The following is a 15,269-nucleotide window of genomic DNA, read 5'->3' on the forward strand; positions in this document are numbered from 1 at the left end:
GGTCGCGCCGGTTAGCGAAGGAAGAAGAAACCGGCGACGTTGATCAGGATGAAAAGCACGATCGAGGAGATCAGGCCCATCGTCGTGAAGAAGCCGGCAGCCATCGCGATCAGCAGGGCGACGCAGAAAAGCGTGCCGTACTTCGAGGCGCTCAGGAACATGAGGTAGGTCTTCTCGTGTTCCGGATAGTCCATCGGAGCGCCCACATCGACCGGTCCAGAATGATGCTCAGCCATCGTTCAAAATTCTCCCTGAATGCCGCGGCGCTACCTTGGGGTCATCGCCGCCCCTAATCGAAGCATGGTCCCGCGAAAAGCCGCGAAACCCTTATAGCTGCCCTTACACAATGCGCAGGGCCGGCGCAACGAAAACCCGTTCTTTAGCCGCACCTGATGGGCGAAATGTCGCGCCATTCCGCAAGGGGTGGCACGCCTCGGTGCGCCCGAAATTCGCCTGCGCAATCAAGGCCGCTTAGCGGAAAACGGACGTCCGGTAGGAGCGGCCGTATCCGGTCTGCGCCATGCGCGCGGTCGGCAGGATCGTCAGCGGCGCAAACGGCACTTCGTTGCGGTCGGCAAACATCATGCGGCGTTCGAACGGTTCGGAATCGAAAACCGGGTAGCGGTCGAGGATCGACGGCCGCTGCCCCCGCACCTGCGCCACCAGAAGCGCGCCGTCGGCATTGTAGACTCCGAGGTTCTCGCGCTTGGCGACAACCGTCTCCGACGCAAAGATGCGCTTGTAGAAAGCCGCGTGGCGCGGACGGCACGCCGTCAGGCAGCGGTCGGCAGCGAAATACTCGCAGGCCATGGCGACCGGTCGCAGCGTCAGATAGGGAAGCGCCCGCATCTCGTCGCCGATCACGTCAGGATCGACCGCCAGCCGGCCGGGATCGACCAGCACCATGCCGGCATCGAGGAACGCGTCGATCTCGGGTGCGAAGATCACGCCCGACGTGCTGGCGCGATGATCCGGCGTCACGTGATGAACCCGCACGGTGCTGACAAGCACTTCGTCGAGATAGAGACCGAAGACATAGGCGTGACTGTCGAAATCGAGATCGTCGATCAGCGTCGAGCCGGTCAACTCCATCAGATTGACGGACTTGTAGGACTTGTAGCGCAGCCGCGCGATGTCCTCCATGTCCTCACCGGTTTCGACCCGCCGGTATTCGACGCGATCGAGCAATTGCATCAGTTTTTCAGAAAAGCGCCCAGGCTCAGCCTGGTGAACCGTCTCACCCATACTCAACACCTCATGGTTAACAACTCGTTAACCTATTGACGGGCGATGGGGCGGCAACCGCAAATCGAAACAGTTCACCGTTAACTTTTCGTTAACCATAAAAATTCGTGAACGTATTTGCTCGATTTGAAATCAAGCGCACCAAATCGGGATGAATTTGGCACGCCTAATCAATGGCTTGCTACCGGAAAACCAGTAGCGAAACAGGACGGATTCCAGAAGATTTCAGGGGTCAGGCGATGCGCTTGCTGGTGGGTTTTGCGCCCCGTTTTGGCACACCATTCTTGCAAAGCGTGGCAATGGCCGAGGCGGGCATGGGCGCGGCAAAGACGAAGCCCTGTATCAAATCGGCACAATTGTGCTCGTTGATAAGTTGTAGCTGGTCCGCCGTCTCGACGCCTTCGACGACGATGCGAAGGCCGAGCGCGCGGGCCAGGTTTGCGGTCCCGCGCAGGAGCTTGAAGCGCCGTGAATCCTCGCGGATGTTGCGCACGAAGGAACGGTCGATCTTAATGATGTCGACCGGCAGGGCATCGAGATAGCTGAGGCTCGAATAGCCGGTGCCGAAATCGTCGATGGCGATGGTGATACCCAGTCCGCGCAGTTCGCGCAGGATCGCCTGCACCTTGAGCGGCTCGTCCATCAGGCAGCTTTCCGTCACCTCCAGATGCAGCCGCGCCGCATCGAGACCGGTGAGGTGAAGCGCGTTCGTCACCATCACCACGACTTCGCTGCTGCGAAGGTCAAGCACCGACAGGTTGACCGACACGGATACGTCGCTCGGCCAACTCATGCAGTCCCGGCACGCCTGATCGAGCACAAAGCGGGTGATCTCAGTGACCAACCCGAGCTCTTCGGCGAGCTGGATGAATACGTTCGGCGGCACCGGCCCGCGTTCGGGATGCGTCCACCGCGCCAGCGCCTCGCAGCACTCCACGCGCCCGCCGTTCGGCGCGAACATCGGCTGGTAGGAGAGCGTCAGGCTGCGGGCGTTGATCGCCTCGCGCAAGTCGGCCTTCAGCTTCTGGCGATCGACATAGCGCGCATCCATCTCGGCTTCGAAGGCGGTGCAGCCGCCGCGGTTGCGCAGTTTCGTTTCCGAAAGCGCAAGATCGGCCTTGATCTGCAGGTCCTCGAGCTTGAGGTCGACGCTCGAAGCGATGACGAAGCCGGCGCTCATCGTCATGCTGAAGGTGAAGCCGCCGGCTTCGTAAGTGTCGCGCAGATCGGCATGCAGTCCGCGCATCCGCTCTTCGAGAGCAATCGCGTCACTGCCATCGGGAATGAACACGACGAACTCGTCGCCCATCAGCCGCGCGACGATCGCATCGTCGCCGGCAAGCACCCTTAGCCGGCCGGCAATCGCCTGAAGCAGTCTGTCGCCGACGATGTGGCCGCGCATGTCGTTGACGTGCTTGAATTCGGTTACGTCGAGAACCATGAGCCCGACCAGCCGTTCGGCCGTGTCGTCCGCGCTCACCGTCGCCTGCACCAGCTCTCCGAAATAGTCGCGGCTCGGCAGCTCCGTGAGCTTGTCGAACCGCACCATATGCAGGATCTGCTTTTCCGCCTGGACGCGCGCGGTCACGTCTTCAAAGATCAGCACCGTGTCGCCGTTGTCGCGGCGGCTCGCCGAAAACTCCAGATGCAGCTCTTCGCTGACCGGGATCAGCACCTGCGGCCGCTTGCCCTTGAGCAGAAGGTCGAGCTGGCGCGAAATGACCTTGGTCTTGTCCGGATCGAGGCGCATGCGCCGTGCGCCGCGCCGGATCACGTCGTCGAGCAGCCAGCCCTTGAGCTCGGTGCGGTCGCCGAGAGCCAGCAATTCGCAGGCCCGCTCGTTGGCGACCACCACGCGGCCATCGGCATCGAGCATGAACAACCCGTGCGTCATGTTGTTGAGCGCGGTGTCGAACTGGCCGGCGATCGTGGCGATCTCGCGCGCCGCCATCACGTTCTCGTAGAGAAAGGCGCGCACGTTGTTGGCCATCATCCAGGTGGACAGGATGAAGGGCAGGATCAGCACGGCAAGCGCCAGCATGAACACGTCCTGCAGCGAGATCAGGCCGATGACGATCGGCAGGCAGGCCGACGAGGAGAGCAGAAGCACGGCCCGCTCGGAGCCGTAATTGCGCCCGACGAGCGAAATCATCGAGGCCAGCGTCACCGATATGGTGGCGAGCTCGGAAAAGGAATCCTGGCTGACGGCGATGGCATAACCGCAGGCGATGCCGCAGGTGAGCGTGACGCTGACACCGCCGACGATGTAGCGGTTCTCCCATTTTCGCACCATCGCCCGGTCGGCATTGGAGAAGTCCTGCCGGTCGAAGCGCGCCATGTCGAGATTACGCAGCGCCCAAAGCACGAAGATCACGCCGGAGCAGGCGAGGTAAAGCGGATCACTGGTCTTCAGATAGACGAGCAGGAACGTCACGACATGCGACAACATGCCGATCAGCAACGTTTTGCGATGTTCGTAGAGCGAGCTTACGGATGACAGATACACGTCAGTCGGAAGAGCGCTCTGTCCAAGTCGCATCATGAACCAAGCTCCGGTTTACCGGATTGTTAGGGGTGATGACTTAACGAAAGATTTCGTCTAACGCCCCGAAAAATGTACCGAATCCCAGCAAAATCATGGGTCTTCGCCGGCATCGCCCAAGAGTTCAACTCAGTAGTGCGAACCGCGCGGGACAATACTCGGTTTCTACAACCAAACATAGGCATTCGCACAATAAAACGGCTTGATCGCAACTTCGACAATTCTGCGACGCCGGTAGTTGATCCCAAACTTGCGCCTATGATGGTTACTCGTTCTTGAAGAATTACCTGTGATTTCCTGCCGTTTCGGACCGCTCCTCCTGTCTCGATGCCCGGGATCGGCGCGACGATCGCGCTCACCACCTTCTCAGTTGACTTTCATCTGCAACTGAAGGCAAGGCTTTTCTCAAGCATCCAACGGAGCCTGATGATGTCGAAACCTGTCGTTGCCATCCCCTGCGATTTCCGCGAATTCGACGGCAATGTCTGGCATGTCGTTGCCCATCAATATGTGCGCGCCGCCGTCGAAGGCGCCGGCGTCATGCCCTTCCTCATCCCGGCGCTCGAGACCGGCAACGACATCGACGAGATCCTCGACCGGGTCGACGGCGTCCTGGCCAGCGGCGCCCGCTCGAACGTCCATCCCGCGCTCTATGGCGCCGAGGCCAAGGAGAGCGACGGCCCCTTCGATCCCGGCCGCGACGCGACCAGCCTGCCGCTCATCACCCGCGCGCTGGAACGCGGCGTGCCGCTTCTCGCCATCTGTCGCGGCATCCAGGAACTGAACGTCGCGCTCGGTGGCACGCTCGCCTCCGAAATTCAGGACCAGCCGGGTATCTGGGATCACCGCAAGCCCGACGTGAAGGAACTCGACGTTGCCTACGGCATCCGCCAGGACGTGATCGTCAAGGAAGGAAGCTGCCTTGCGCCGGTGCTCGGCGCCGGCCGCATCCGCGTCAACTCGCTGCATCGCCAGGCAATCGGCGCAGCCGCGCCCCGTCTTGCGGTCGAAGCGGTCGCCGACGACGGCACGATCGAGGCAGTCTCGGTGATCGGTTCCAAGGCCTTTGCCGTCGGCGTACAATGGCATCCGGAGTACTGGGTGCGCACCGACACGCCGTCCGCGAGCCTGTTCAAGGCGTTCGGCGATGCGGTCAGGACCTATGCGGCCGGTCGTCTGGCAGCCTGATCTGGCCGCTTGAGCTTAAGCTCGGCCCGTCGTCCTCGGGCCTTAGTGCGCGCGACGCGTGAACGGCGTTTCCGGCACTGGCGTCAGCGCCTTGCCGGTCGAAAACCACGCCAGAATGTTGTCGGCGACGAGATCGGCCATGGCGTTGCGCGTCACCACCGACGCCGAGGCCACATGCGGCAGCAGCGAAACATTCGGCAGGGCCACCAGCGCCTCGGGCACCTGCGGCTCGTTCTCGAAGACATCGAGACCGGCACCGGCGATCACGCCCGCCTGGAGTGCTGCGATCAAGGCCTGTTCGTCGACCGTCGAACCGCGCCCGACATTGATCAGCACGCCATTGCCGCCAAGTGCCGCAAGCACCTCGGCATCGACCGTGCGCCGCGTCGCTTCGGTGCCGGGTACGATGACGACAAGCGTGTCGACCGCGGCTGCAAGCTCCGTCAGCGTCGAATGATAGGCATAGGCAAGCCCCTCGCGCGGGCTGCGCGTATGATAGGCGATCGACACGCCGAAGGCTTCGAGCCGCTTGGCAATTGCGAGACCGATGCGTCCGAGACCGTAAAGACCGACGCTGCGCCCGCGCAACGACAGCGGCGATAGCGGGAAGGCGCCCTCGCGGTTCCAGCGACCCTGGCGCAGCCATTGTTCCGCCTGCGGCAATTGACGGAGCGTGTTGAGCAGCAGCCCGACAGCCGTATCGGCCACTTCTTCAGTCAGGACGTCCGGCGTATTGCTGACGGCAATTCCCTTTTTCGCCGCATGCCCGACCTCCACTCCGTCGTAGCCGACGCCGAAATTGGCGATGATCTCAAGCTGCGGCAGGGCGTCCATCAGAGCCCCGGGAACGCGGCCAGAAACGGCAACCGCCTTCACATCGCGCATGTCCGCAGTCACCAGGGACGGATCGGCGCTCTCGATCCTGACGATCTCGAACGCATCCGCCAGCCGGTCGAGAACCCGTTGGTTAATCTTTCCGGGCACGAGCACGCGCGTGCGGTTGACGGACATGGGCAGCTCCTGTCGGGAGGAAGGTCTCAGGCGATGACCCGCAAGGGGCCGGTCGACTGCCGGATGCGCATTTCCGGCTTGATCAGGTGAATGCCATCCGGCTCATGGCTGCCGGAGAGCTTGTCGAGCAGCGCGCGGGCGGCACTGCGGCCGACATCGGCCTGGCCGTTCCAGACGGTGGTGAGAGCCGGTGTTGCGATCGACGCCTCTTCCAGGTCGTCGTAGCCGGTGACCGAGATATCAACGCCAGGAATGAGCCCTGCGCGCGCGATGCCGTTCATCATGCCGATCGCCACCAGGTCGTTCCAACAGACGACCGCGGTCGGCTTCTGCGGCAGCGAAAGCAGATGCACCGCCGCCTCGAAACCGCCCTGCTTCGTGCGGGGACCGGGAATGCGCAGTTCCGGATCGACCTCGATATTGGCCTTGCGCAGCGCGTTGACGTAGCCCTGGTAGCGGTCGCGTCCGGTGGAGGTCTCGTCCGTGCCGCCGACCATGGCGATGCAGCGGTGGCCAAGGCCGATCAGGTGGTTGGCGGCAAGCGAGATGCCGTAGGCGTCGTCGCCGCGGAAGATCGGCACGTCCACGCCCTCGATCGATCGGGCGATCAGGATCGCCGGCATGCCGTTGTCCTCGGCGAGCTGGATGTCCTCCAGCGGCGTGCCGATGGCCGGCGACATGATCACGCCGTCGCCGCCGAGCTGCAGCAGCGTCTCGATGAAATCGCGCTGCTTTTCGACGGAATCGTAGTGATTGGACAGAATGAAGGTCTGCTTGTCGCGGTCGAGTTCGGCCTCGATCGCCTTCAGAATTTCCCCGTAGAACGGGTTCATGATGTCGTGCACGACGACGCCGATGATGCCCGATCGGGACGTCCTGAGACTGGCGGCGCGGCGGTTGTAGATATAGCCGAGCGCGCGCGCCTGTTCCTTGATCTTGTCGCGGGTGACCGTCGCCACCAGCGGGCTGTCACGCAGGGCCAGGGATACCGTCGCCGTCGAAAGACCGAGTGTTTCCGCGATCGTCGAAAGCTTGACCTTTTGCGCCACGATGCCCCCTATAAGCCCTGTTTCGCCCCATCCGCAGCACCCCAGCCAGGAGTAGCGCGACAAACCGTTCGGCATCCTTCGCGCGCCGTTGCCAACGCACGCGTGCCATAAATTTAAATCCCTATTTAAACTGTTTAAATCGCCGCGGCAATATGCGGCAGATCCGGCTCAGTCGGCCGCGCGCGCAGCCTGGAGATTGCTGTCGACGGCGCGCAGCAGCTTCATCAACGTGCGAACCTGCTTGTCGGTCAGGCCGCGGGTCGCAAGCTTTTCCGAATGCTGGCCAGCCTCGGCAATCGTCTGCAGCCGGTTACGGCCAGGCTCGGTGAGATAGACCTTGGTGAGCCGGGCATCATCGTCGTCCGGCCGCCGCTCGAGAAATCCCTGCGCTTCCATGCGGCCGATCGTACGGGTCATCGTCGGCGCCTTGACGCCGAGCTTGACCGCAAGCCCGCCGGCCGTCAGGCCATCGGTCTCGGCCAGCGCCAGCATGACGCCATCCTGTCCGGCATAGAGGCCGCTTTCGAGCAGATTGCGGGAGAGCACGGTGCGCATGGACCGCGCAGCCTGGACAAGGACGGCGGCAAGATCGTGAGGCTCGATCAGGAGCTCGTCCTTCTTCTTGCCGTTCTTGCCCTTCTTTTCGGCCTTGTTCTTCTTGCCCATTGGACCTCCTGCCGAATCCCGTCTCGCACTCTTATAACAATACAGCTTGCGATTACGAACTGTATGACTCAAATAACAATTTTACGACAATTGACGTGGAGGATCGAAGAGAAATGTCGATGCCCGAGCCGCGATGGCAGGACAATCCGGCCGACCTTCCACCAGACGCGCGCCGCGACTGGATCGCGGTGCTGCCGCTCGGCGCGCATGAGCAGCACGGACCGCACCTGCCCTTCGAAACCGACACGCTGATTGCCGAGGGGATCGTCTCCCGCACGATCGCCGCCCTACCCGCCGATCTGCCCGTCACCTTCCTGCCGGCCGAGCCGGTCGGCTACTCGATCGAACACATGGATGTCGCCGGCAGCCGCACGCTTGATTACGGAGAGGCGGTCGAGCGCTGGCTCGGCATCGCCGCCGGACTTCACCAACAGGGCATCCGCAAGTTCGTGATGCTGAACGCCCATGGCGGCAACGCGCCCCTGATGACCATAATCGCCACCGAAGCGCGGGTGCGGTTCAACATGCTGGCGGTCGCGACGAGCTGGACCCGTTTCGGCCAGCCGGACGGCTGGATTTCGCCGGCGGACAAGGCACTCGACATCCACGGCGGCGACATCGAAACTTCGGTCATGCTGGCGCTCCATCCAAACAGGATCGACATGGCCAAGGCCGACCGCTTTTCCTCCCGCCAGGAACAGTTTGCCGAGCGCTTCAAGCATCTGCGCGCCTATGGGCCCCACGCCTTCGGCTGGAGGATGCGCGACCTTAACGCCATAGGCGTCGCCGGCAACGCCGCTGCGGCAACGGCAGCACGCGGCGAAATCCTGATCGCCCATGCTGTCCGAGGCTTCATCGAACTTCTCGAAGACGTCAGGGATTTCGATCCGAACGATCTGGCCTGAATGGCCGGCAAACACTTTGTTTGCGCTTTTGCGCTATCAGAACTGCAAAGCTGACAGCGTCCGACAGAGAACCCCATGGCGAAGATCATTGCGCTCGGCGCCTATTTCTACCAGGCCGTCATCGCCTTCGGCCTGCTGATCGTCGTTGCCCATTGGCTGGCGCCGGCCGACTATGCCAGCTACTCGCTCTTCATCTCCATCTGCCAGTTTGCTGCGATCGCCGCCTTCGAATGGGTCCGGTTTGCCTGCACGCGCTTCTACCCGGGACCGGACTTGGCAAGCGAAGCGGCGGAGCGGCGCGCGATCCTCGTCGAAGCGTTCGCCTGTGCCGCCCTCTGCCTGATCGCGGCTTGCCTGTCGCTGTTCTTTGGCGTGCCACCTGTCGTGGCGCTTGTCGGCGGCCTCGTCTCGATCGCGCAGGGCGGCAGCGACCTGCACCTGACCATGCTGCGCTTCCGCCAGGACTTTCGCGCCTTTTCCGTACTACAGGGATCCCGTGCCACCATCCTCGCCGCCGGCACACTTCTCGGCGCGCTGGTCTCCCCCGGCTTCCTTTCGACGGTCACCGGCCTGCTCGGCGGCTATGCGGCCTATGGCCTGCTCGCGCTTCTTCTTTCGCGCCGCGCGAAGACCCGCCCTGTCGCAGCGCTCGACAGCGCCCGGGTCCGCAAGCACCTTGTCTATGGCAGCGTTTCGGCAGGCGCCGCGACAGCCGCCATGTTCGCGCCGCTGGCGCTGAAGGCGATCTTCACCGCAGCGCTCGGAACCACGGGCGCCGCCGGCGCGCTGCTCGCGCTCGATCTTTTGCAGCGGCCCTTCGTGCTGATCGTTTCGGCCCTCCAGGCGATCCAGTATCCCGAAATCGTCGCCGCACACGACCGGGCCGAAGATCGCGCCGGCCTCCCCCGCCAGCTCGGGCATTACTATGCCCTGCTGACGAGCTTTGCGCTGATGATGGCAGCCGGCATCTTCTCGGTCCTCCTGCCCGCCGCCTGGCTCGTCATCAGCCCTGACCTGCAGCAAGGTTTCCTCGCCACCGCACCCGCCATCATCGTGCTCTCGCTTGTTCGCACGCTGACGCAGATCATGCTGCCGACGCCGCTGCACTTGAAGCAGCGCCTGGCGCTGATCCTGTTTCTCGCGGTGATTGACTGTGCGTTCCTGAATCTCGGCGCGCTGACGGCCCTGCTTACCGCCGGGCCGGATGGCGCAGCACTCGCATGGGGCAGCGCCGTCGGCGCGCTCCTCGCTGCCTTGGTCGGCCTGCGGCTGATGTCCTCGCTTGCCTTCGAGTTTTCCTGGCCGCCCGTGCTCTTTGCCGCCGCCGGATTTGGCGCCGCCGCTCTCGCCTTCATCCTTTCCGGCGAAACCAGCTACGTCACGATCGGCGCCGGCATCATCGGCGGCGGCCTGCTCTGCCTGCTCTCGCTCAACCAACTGCGCCTCATGCTGCGGACGCCGGGACCTGGATCGGCATAGGCGCTAACTGAAACTGCACGAATTTCCAGTTAGATCGCCGCCGAAACGAGCGGGGAGCGCATCATGAACATCGTCGTCGGCATAGCGACCGCGGGCCGCCGCGAAGTCCTCTCCGAAACCCTGTTGCATCTGACGCGACAGACCCGTCTGCCCGACGCGATCTTCGTCTGCCCGAGTGCTGCGGATGATATCGACGAGGCCTTCGCCCGGACATTGCCGGTTCCCGTCACCATTGTCGCGGGCGAGCGCGGGCTCACGAAACAGCGAAATGCCATTCTCGACCGCGCTGGAGGCGCAGATCTGCTCGTCTTCTTCGACGACGATTTCCTGCCGCGCGGCGATTTTCTTGCAGAGGCGCAGAGGCTTTTCGAGGCAAACCCCGATCTCGTCGTTGCTACGGGGCTCGTCCTCGCCGACGGCATTCATGGGCCGGGCATATCGGTCGAAGACGGCCTGGAAATCCTGCGACGTGACAGCACAACGACCGCGAACCACCCGCCGATCCCGGTTTACAACGCCTATGGCTGCAACATGGTCTTTCGGTTTTCCGCCATCGCCGCCGACAAGACCCGCTTCGACGAGCGCCTGCCGCTCTACGGTTGGCAGGAGGATGTCGATTTCTGCCGCCGCCTTTCCAAGCGGGGGCGGATCGTGAAATCCGACGCTTTGCGCGGCGTCCATCTCGGCAACAAGCGCGGCCGCACCTCCGGGCTTCGGTTCGGCTACTCGCAGGTTGCCAATCCGCTCTATCTCTTTCGCAAAGGTACCGTCAGCCTGAAATGGGCGCTGCGCCTTATGGGCGGCAACATAGCCGCCAATCTCGCCGGCAGTCTCAAGCCGCAAGGCCTTGTCGATCGGCGCGGCCGCCTCAAGGGCAACGCCATCGCCTTTCTCGATCTCCTGCGCGGGCGCATGGATCCGCAACGCATGCTGGAACTCTGATCGTTTCGCGCGCCGTAGGCTGCGACGACTAGGCTCGCCGCGCCGCCAGCATGTTGAGCAGCACCACCGCACTTCCATCCCAGGAAAAGCGCTTGGCATTGTCGTGGCCGGCCTGTGTCAACTCGCGGCGCAAAGGCGCGTCGGCGGAGATCGTCCGCATCGCCTCGACCAGCGTTTCCGTCTTCAAAGGATCGAAGTAGCGCACCGCATCGCCGCAGGCCTCACGCACCGGTGGAATGTCGGCGGCAAGCACCGGGCAGCCTTGCGTCATCGCCTCGAGCGGCGGGATGCCGAAGCCTTCGTAGAGGCTCGGAAAGACGAAGGCGACGGCGCGGCGTTGCAGCCCCGCGATCTCCTCGTCGGTCAGACGTCCCGGAAAGATCAGATTGCCCTTCGATGTCGGCGCGATATCGCGAAACACCGACGGGTCTGTGCCGCCCACCACGACCAGCTTGTGGTCAGCGGCACCCAAGGCCTCGAAAGCGCGCACGGCAAACTCGACATTCTTGTTGGGCTTCAGCGTGCCGACCAGGAGGAAGAAGGGCGTGTCGGCAAGCCCGAGCCGCGCGATGACGCCGTCGTCGGGCTGAAGGCCCGCGAAGTGGTCGGTCGCATTGTAGATCACGTCGATACCGGCCGAAGGCACGCGGAAGACCTCGGCAAGTTCCTTGCGCGAGAAGTTCGAGACCGTACCGATCTTGGCCCTCCGCGCAAGAAGATAGCCGAGTGCTCCGTGGAACATTCGGTAGCCTCGACCAAAGGAGGCCGGATGGCGAAAGAGCGTGACGTCGTGGATCACCACCACCTGGTCGCCATGCAGCACCGGTCCGCTGCCGCCGAAGCCGATGAGCGTGTCGCGGCGCGACCGCCAGAAGAGTGGCCCCTGCTCCCAGAGATGACCTGGGCCGGAGCCGAAGCGCTCCACCGAAATCGCCTTGAGGCCGAGATCGTCGACAGCCTTGCCCGGCGCAAGCAGCCGCCAGCGCACGTCCTTCAGCGCATGCGGCACGGAACCCGATGCGATGCGGTGATCCAGCGCCCGGGTCATCTCGCGGGCGAAGCGCTGCACGCCGGTAAGCGGCTGGGTTAGGAACCGGCCGTTGATGGAAATCGTCTTCACGTGCGCACCCCTTCGATATGCCCCGCACTCTCGCCGATCTTGATGAAAGGAGGGTTATCGGGATCGCAGCGAGCAACGCCGCTCGACCGGCAAAATCGCCTGCGCCATTTGCGCATCGCCGCCGCATCTCCTATATGAGACGCGACTAGGATGCCTGCTCCCGCATCCGGAAATCCCAGAGGTTCCCATGACCGAAACATCCCCGCAGAAGCCGATCCCCGTCACCGTGCTCACCGGCTATCTCGGCGCCGGCAAGACGACGCTTTTGAACCGCATCCTCAGCGAGAACCATGGCCGCAAATACGCGGTCATCGTCAACGAGTTCGGCGAGATCGGCATCGACAACGACCTGATCGTGGAATCCGACGAGGAAATCTACGAGATGAACAACGGCTGCGTCTGCTGCACCGTGCGCGGCGACCTGATCCGCGTGGTGGAAGGCCTGATGCGCCGCCCCGGCCGCTTCGACGCGATCATCGTCGAGACGACAGGCCTTGCCGATCCGGTCCCGGTTGCCCAGACCTTCTTCATGGACGATGACGTGCGCGCCAAGACCGAGCTCGACGCCGTCGTTGCGCTCGTCGACGCCAAGCATCTGCCGCTGCGTCTCAAGGACAGCCGCGAGGCGGAAGACCAGATCGCCTTTGCCGACGTCGTGCTTTTGAACAAGACCGACCTCGTCAGCCCCGAGGAACTGGAGCGCATCGAGGCGACCGTGCGGGTGATCAATCCGTCGGCTCGCATCTACCGCACCCAGCGTTCGGACATCGATCTCGCCAAGGTCCTCGACCAGGGCGCCTTCAACCTCGAACGGGCGCTCGAAAACGATCCGCATTTCCTCGACCAGGACGATCACGAACACGATCACACCTGCGGTCCCGACTGCGGCCACGATCATCACCATCACCACCATGATCACGACCACCACCATCATGATCACGACCATCATCACCACCACGATGCCCCCTCGCCGATCCATGACGTGACGGTGCAGTCGATCTCGCTGCGCGGCGGCGAGATGAACCCGGATCGCTTCTTCCCCTGGATCCAGAAGATCACCCAGACGGACGGCCCGAACATCCTGCGTCTCAAGGGCATCATCGCCTTTGCCGGCGACGCCGAGCGTTACGTCGTTCAGGGCGTGCACATGATCATCGAGGGCGATCACCAGCGTGCGTGGAAGGAAGGCGAAAAGCGCGAAAGCCGCCTCGTCTTCATCGGCCGTGACCTCGACCGCGAAAAGCTCGAACGTACGTTCAAGGCCTGCGAGGCGCAGCCGAACTGATGCCGACTGTCGCTCCCCTCGATCTTGAAGGTCACGTCGTCGGCGTGGCCTTTCTCAAAGGCGTCCCCTTCTTCGCCGAAGCCACCGGCGCCATTCACCGCCTCGATCTCGGCCACAAGACGACGGAGGTCCATGAGGGCCTGTTGTCGCTCGTCGTCGACGAAGCCAACGACACGCTTCTGACCGGCGGCGAAGACGGCAAGGTCATGCGCACCGCCGCCGACGGCACGACGTCGCTCGTCGCCGAAGCGCCGCGCAAGTGGATCGCCCAGGTTGCCGCCGGCCCGCAGGGCGCCGTTGGCTACGCTTATGGCAAGACCACGCACGTGAAGCTTGCCGACGGTACGACGAAGGAATTTGCCGAAGACCGCACCGTCGAGGGCCTGGCCTTCGCGCCGAAGGGTCTGCGCATCGCCGCTGCCCGCTACAACGGCGTGTCGCTGCACTGGGTCGGCATGTCCGGCCAGCCGATCGATCTCGAATGGAAAGGCGCCCATACCGGCGTGACCTTTTCGCCCGATGGCCGCTTTCTCGTCACCACCATGCAGGAAAACGCGTTGCATGGCTGGAAGCTCGACGCCAAGCCCGGCGCCGAAGCCCGCCACATGCGCATGACCGGCTATCCGGCGAAGGTGAAGTCGGTCTCCTGGTCGACCAAGGGCAAGTGGCTCGCCTCCTCGGGCGCGCCGGCCGCGATCGTCTGGCCCTTCCAGGGCAAGGACGGGCCGATGGGCAAGGCGCCGCTCGAACTCGGCACCCGAGCTGATATCATGGTGACCTCCGTCTGCTGCCATCCGGCCGAAGACATCGTCGCCATCGGCTACCAGGACGGCATGATCCTCGGCGCCCGCTTTGCCGACAGCAAGGAAGTGCTTCTGCGCCGCCCCCGCAAGGGCGCGATCACCGCCATGGCCTGGAACAAGGATGGCCGGCAGCTCGCCTTCGGCTCGGCCGAGGGTGATTGCGGCGTCGTCGATATCGCCGGCTGACGGGTGGCGCATGACCGCATTGAATGAGACGCAGCGCTACGAAGGCTCGCTCGCCACACCGCTTGCCGACGGCGCGGTCTGGAGCCTGATCCGGGCGGAAGCGCGCGCGCTTGCCGGCCGTGAACCGGTCATGGCACCCTCCCTGATGCCGATCATCGACGCCGGATCGGATGCCGAGTTGCTGGCCGGCGTGCTTGCGGCCGGCTTGGCCGTCGCGCGTGTCGATGAACGCTCGCTTGCGCAACTGCTCGCCGGCATCTTCAAGGCGAACCCCGAGATCCTGTTGGCGACGGAAGCCGACCTTCAGGCGGTGAAAGAGCGTGACCCGGCCTGCCCGGGCCTCATGCATGTGCTGTTGAACCTCAAGGGCTTTCAGGCGCTGCAGACCTATCGCGCTGCCCACCAGCTCTGGGTCGATGGCCGCCGCGAGGTCGCGAGTTGGCTTTCGAACCTCGCCTCGCTGGTCTTCGGACCCGACATCCATCCGGCCGCCTGCATCGGCAAGGCTGTCATGCTCGACCATGGCTCCGGCATCGTCATCGGCGAAACCTCCGTCATCGAAGATCAGGTCTCGATCCTGCAGAACGTCACGCTCGGCGGCACCGGCAAGGAAACTGGCGACCGCCACCCGAAGATCCGCCGCGGCGTTATGCTTGGCGCCGGCGCCAAGATCCTCGGCAATATCGAGGTCGGCGCCTACAGCAAGGTCGCCGCCGGCAGCGTCGTTCTCAAGACCGTTCCGCCGCGCACCACCGTCGCGGGCGTGCCGGCAACCGTCGTGCGCATCCATCGCGTCGATGAAATTCCGGCGGCGGAGATGGACCAGACGATCGTCTGACCCATCCTAT

General features: G+C 63.6%; 14 protein-coding genes. 7 read left to right on the forward strand and 7 right to left on the reverse strand.

Annotated features, from left to right (window positions below; translation table 11 throughout):
• Positions 1–11 precede the first annotated feature (11 nt).
• The 3 genes from ACIQUG_RS28350 to ACIQUG_RS28360 all read right to left on the reverse strand — a co-directional run bounded on the left by ACIQUG_RS28350 (position 12) and on the right by ACIQUG_RS28360 (position 3,787).
• Complete coding sequence (locus ACIQUG_RS28350; RefSeq protein WP_034786900.1) at positions 12–236, reverse strand: aa3-type cytochrome c oxidase subunit IV; 225 nt, start codon at positions 234–236, stop codon at positions 12–14.
• Between the two features lie 235 nt (positions 237–471).
• Positions 472–1,245: an N-acyl amino acid synthase FeeM domain-containing protein gene (locus ACIQUG_RS28355; protein WP_192450784.1), complete on the reverse strand. Its 774-nt coding sequence runs from the start codon at positions 1,243–1,245 to the stop codon at positions 472–474.
• Positions 1,246–1,477: 232 nt separating this feature from the next.
• Positions 1,478–3,787 carry a bifunctional diguanylate cyclase/phosphodiesterase gene (locus ACIQUG_RS28360; RefSeq protein WP_043610734.1) on the reverse strand — a complete coding sequence of 770 codons (2,310 nt, stop codon included), beginning with the start codon at positions 3,785–3,787 and terminating at the stop codon, positions 1,478–1,480.
• A 429-nt stretch (positions 3,788–4,216) separates the two neighbouring features.
• Between ACIQUG_RS28360 and ACIQUG_RS28365 the strand changes: the two genes are divergently transcribed.
• A complete protein-coding gene (locus tag ACIQUG_RS28365) occupies positions 4,217–4,975 on the forward strand; it encodes a gamma-glutamyl-gamma-aminobutyrate hydrolase family protein (RefSeq protein WP_192450889.1) in 759 nt (252 codons plus the stop codon).
• A 42-nt stretch (positions 4,976–5,017) separates the two neighbouring features.
• Here ACIQUG_RS28365 and ACIQUG_RS28370 read toward each other — a convergent pair whose 3' ends face one another.
• From ACIQUG_RS28370 to ACIQUG_RS28380, 3 genes are all read right to left on the reverse strand, one after another.
• Positions 5,018–5,986: a 2-hydroxyacid dehydrogenase gene (locus tag ACIQUG_RS28370; protein WP_402325573.1), complete on the reverse strand. Its 969-nt coding sequence runs from the start codon at positions 5,984–5,986 to the stop codon at positions 5,018–5,020.
• A gap of 26 nt (positions 5,987–6,012) precedes the next feature.
• Positions 6,013–7,035: a LacI family DNA-binding transcriptional regulator gene (locus ACIQUG_RS28375; RefSeq protein WP_043610737.1), complete on the reverse strand. Its 1,023-nt coding sequence runs from the start codon at positions 7,033–7,035 to the stop codon at positions 6,013–6,015.
• A 168-nt stretch (positions 7,036–7,203) separates the two neighbouring features.
• Positions 7,204–7,701 (reverse strand): MarR family winged helix-turn-helix transcriptional regulator, encoded by a 498-nt coding sequence (locus ACIQUG_RS28380; protein WP_034786917.1) that lies wholly within the window; start codon positions 7,699–7,701, stop codon positions 7,204–7,206.
• A 113-nt stretch (positions 7,702–7,814) separates the two neighbouring features.
• Between ACIQUG_RS28380 and ACIQUG_RS28385 the strand changes: the two genes are divergently transcribed.
• The 3 genes from ACIQUG_RS28385 to ACIQUG_RS28395 all read left to right on the forward strand — a co-directional run bounded on the left by ACIQUG_RS28385 (position 7,815) and on the right by ACIQUG_RS28395 (position 11,027).
• Entirely contained in the window at positions 7,815–8,606 is a 792-nt protein-coding gene (locus ACIQUG_RS28385; RefSeq protein ID WP_402325575.1) for a creatininase family protein, read from the forward strand.
• A gap of 75 nt (positions 8,607–8,681) precedes the next feature.
• Positions 8,682–10,085: a hypothetical protein gene (locus tag ACIQUG_RS28390; protein WP_402325577.1), complete on the forward strand. Its 1,404-nt coding sequence runs from the start codon at positions 8,682–8,684 to the stop codon at positions 10,083–10,085.
• A 63-nt stretch (positions 10,086–10,148) separates the two neighbouring features.
• Entirely contained in the window at positions 10,149–11,027 is an 879-nt protein-coding gene (locus tag ACIQUG_RS28395) for a glycosyltransferase family 2 protein (protein ID WP_402325578.1), read from the forward strand.
• 28 nt (positions 11,028–11,055) lie between these two features.
• On the opposite strand, the gene ACIQUG_RS28400 is transcribed toward ACIQUG_RS28395, so the two are convergent.
• Positions 11,056–12,147 carry a glycosyltransferase family 4 protein gene (locus ACIQUG_RS28400; protein ID WP_402325579.1) on the reverse strand — a complete coding sequence of 364 codons (1,092 nt, stop codon included), beginning with the start codon at positions 12,145–12,147 and terminating at the stop codon, positions 11,056–11,058.
• A gap of 187 nt (positions 12,148–12,334) precedes the next feature.
• On the opposite strand from ACIQUG_RS28400, the gene ACIQUG_RS28405 reads away from it, so the two are divergent.
• From ACIQUG_RS28405 to cysE, 3 genes are read left to right on the forward strand one after another with little or no spacing between them, the layout of a single operon-like run.
• Positions 12,335–13,432 (forward strand): CobW family GTP-binding protein, encoded by a 1,098-nt coding sequence (locus ACIQUG_RS28405; RefSeq protein WP_402325580.1) that lies wholly within the window; start codon positions 12,335–12,337, stop codon positions 13,430–13,432.
• Positions 13,432–14,421 carry a WD40 repeat domain-containing protein gene (locus ACIQUG_RS28410; RefSeq protein WP_402325581.1) on the forward strand — a complete coding sequence of 330 codons (990 nt, stop codon included), beginning with the start codon at positions 13,432–13,434 and terminating at the stop codon, positions 14,419–14,421. Before ACIQUG_RS28405 ends, ACIQUG_RS28410 begins: the two co-directional genes overlap by 1 nt.
• Before the next feature lie 10 nt (positions 14,422–14,431).
• Entirely contained in the window at positions 14,432–15,259 is an 828-nt protein-coding gene (gene cysE, locus ACIQUG_RS28415) for a serine O-acetyltransferase (RefSeq protein WP_402325583.1), read from the forward strand.
• Positions 15,260–15,269 lie beyond the last annotated feature (10 nt).

Origin of the sequence: Ensifer sp. NPDC090286 (assembly GCF_044769565.1) — a bacterium.
GTDB lineage: Bacteria > Pseudomonadota > Alphaproteobacteria > Rhizobiales > Rhizobiaceae > Ensifer.

Excerpts from the sequence above, each read along its gene's own strand:
- ACIQUG_RS28350 (WP_034786900.1), bottom strand. The coding sequence starts at position 236 with ATGGCTGAGCATCATTCTGGACCGGTCGATGTGGGCGCTCCGATGGAC.
- ACIQUG_RS28355 (WP_192450784.1), bottom strand. The coding sequence starts at position 1,245 with ATGGGTGAGACGGTTCACCAGGCTGAGCCTGGGCGCTTTTCTGAAAAA.
- ACIQUG_RS28360 (WP_043610734.1), bottom strand. The coding sequence starts at position 3,787 with ATGATGCGACTTGGACAGAGCGCTCTTCCGACTGACGTGTATCTGTCA.
- ACIQUG_RS28365 (WP_192450889.1), top strand. The coding sequence starts at position 4,217 with ATGTCGAAACCTGTCGTTGCCATCCCCTGCGATTTCCGCGAATTCGAC.
- ACIQUG_RS28370 (WP_402325573.1), bottom strand. The coding sequence starts at position 5,986 with ATGTCCGTCAACCGCACGCGCGTGCTCGTGCCCGGAAAGATTAACCAA.
- ACIQUG_RS28380 (WP_034786917.1), bottom strand. The coding sequence starts at position 7,701 with ATGGGCAAGAAGAACAAGGCCGAAAAGAAGGGCAAGAACGGCAAGAAG.
- ACIQUG_RS28385 (WP_402325575.1), top strand. The coding sequence starts at position 7,815 with ATGTCGATGCCCGAGCCGCGATGGCAGGACAATCCGGCCGACCTTCCA.
- ACIQUG_RS28390 (WP_402325577.1), top strand. The coding sequence starts at position 8,682 with ATGGCGAAGATCATTGCGCTCGGCGCCTATTTCTACCAGGCCGTCATC.
- ACIQUG_RS28395 (WP_402325578.1), top strand. The coding sequence starts at position 10,149 with ATGAACATCGTCGTCGGCATAGCGACCGCGGGCCGCCGCGAAGTCCTC.
- ACIQUG_RS28405 (WP_402325580.1), top strand. The coding sequence starts at position 12,335 with ATGACCGAAACATCCCCGCAGAAGCCGATCCCCGTCACCGTGCTCACC.
- ACIQUG_RS28410 (WP_402325581.1), top strand. The coding sequence starts at position 13,432 with ATGCCGACTGTCGCTCCCCTCGATCTTGAAGGTCACGTCGTCGGCGTG.
- cysE (WP_402325583.1), top strand. The coding sequence starts at position 14,432 with ATGACCGCATTGAATGAGACGCAGCGCTACGAAGGCTCGCTCGCCACA.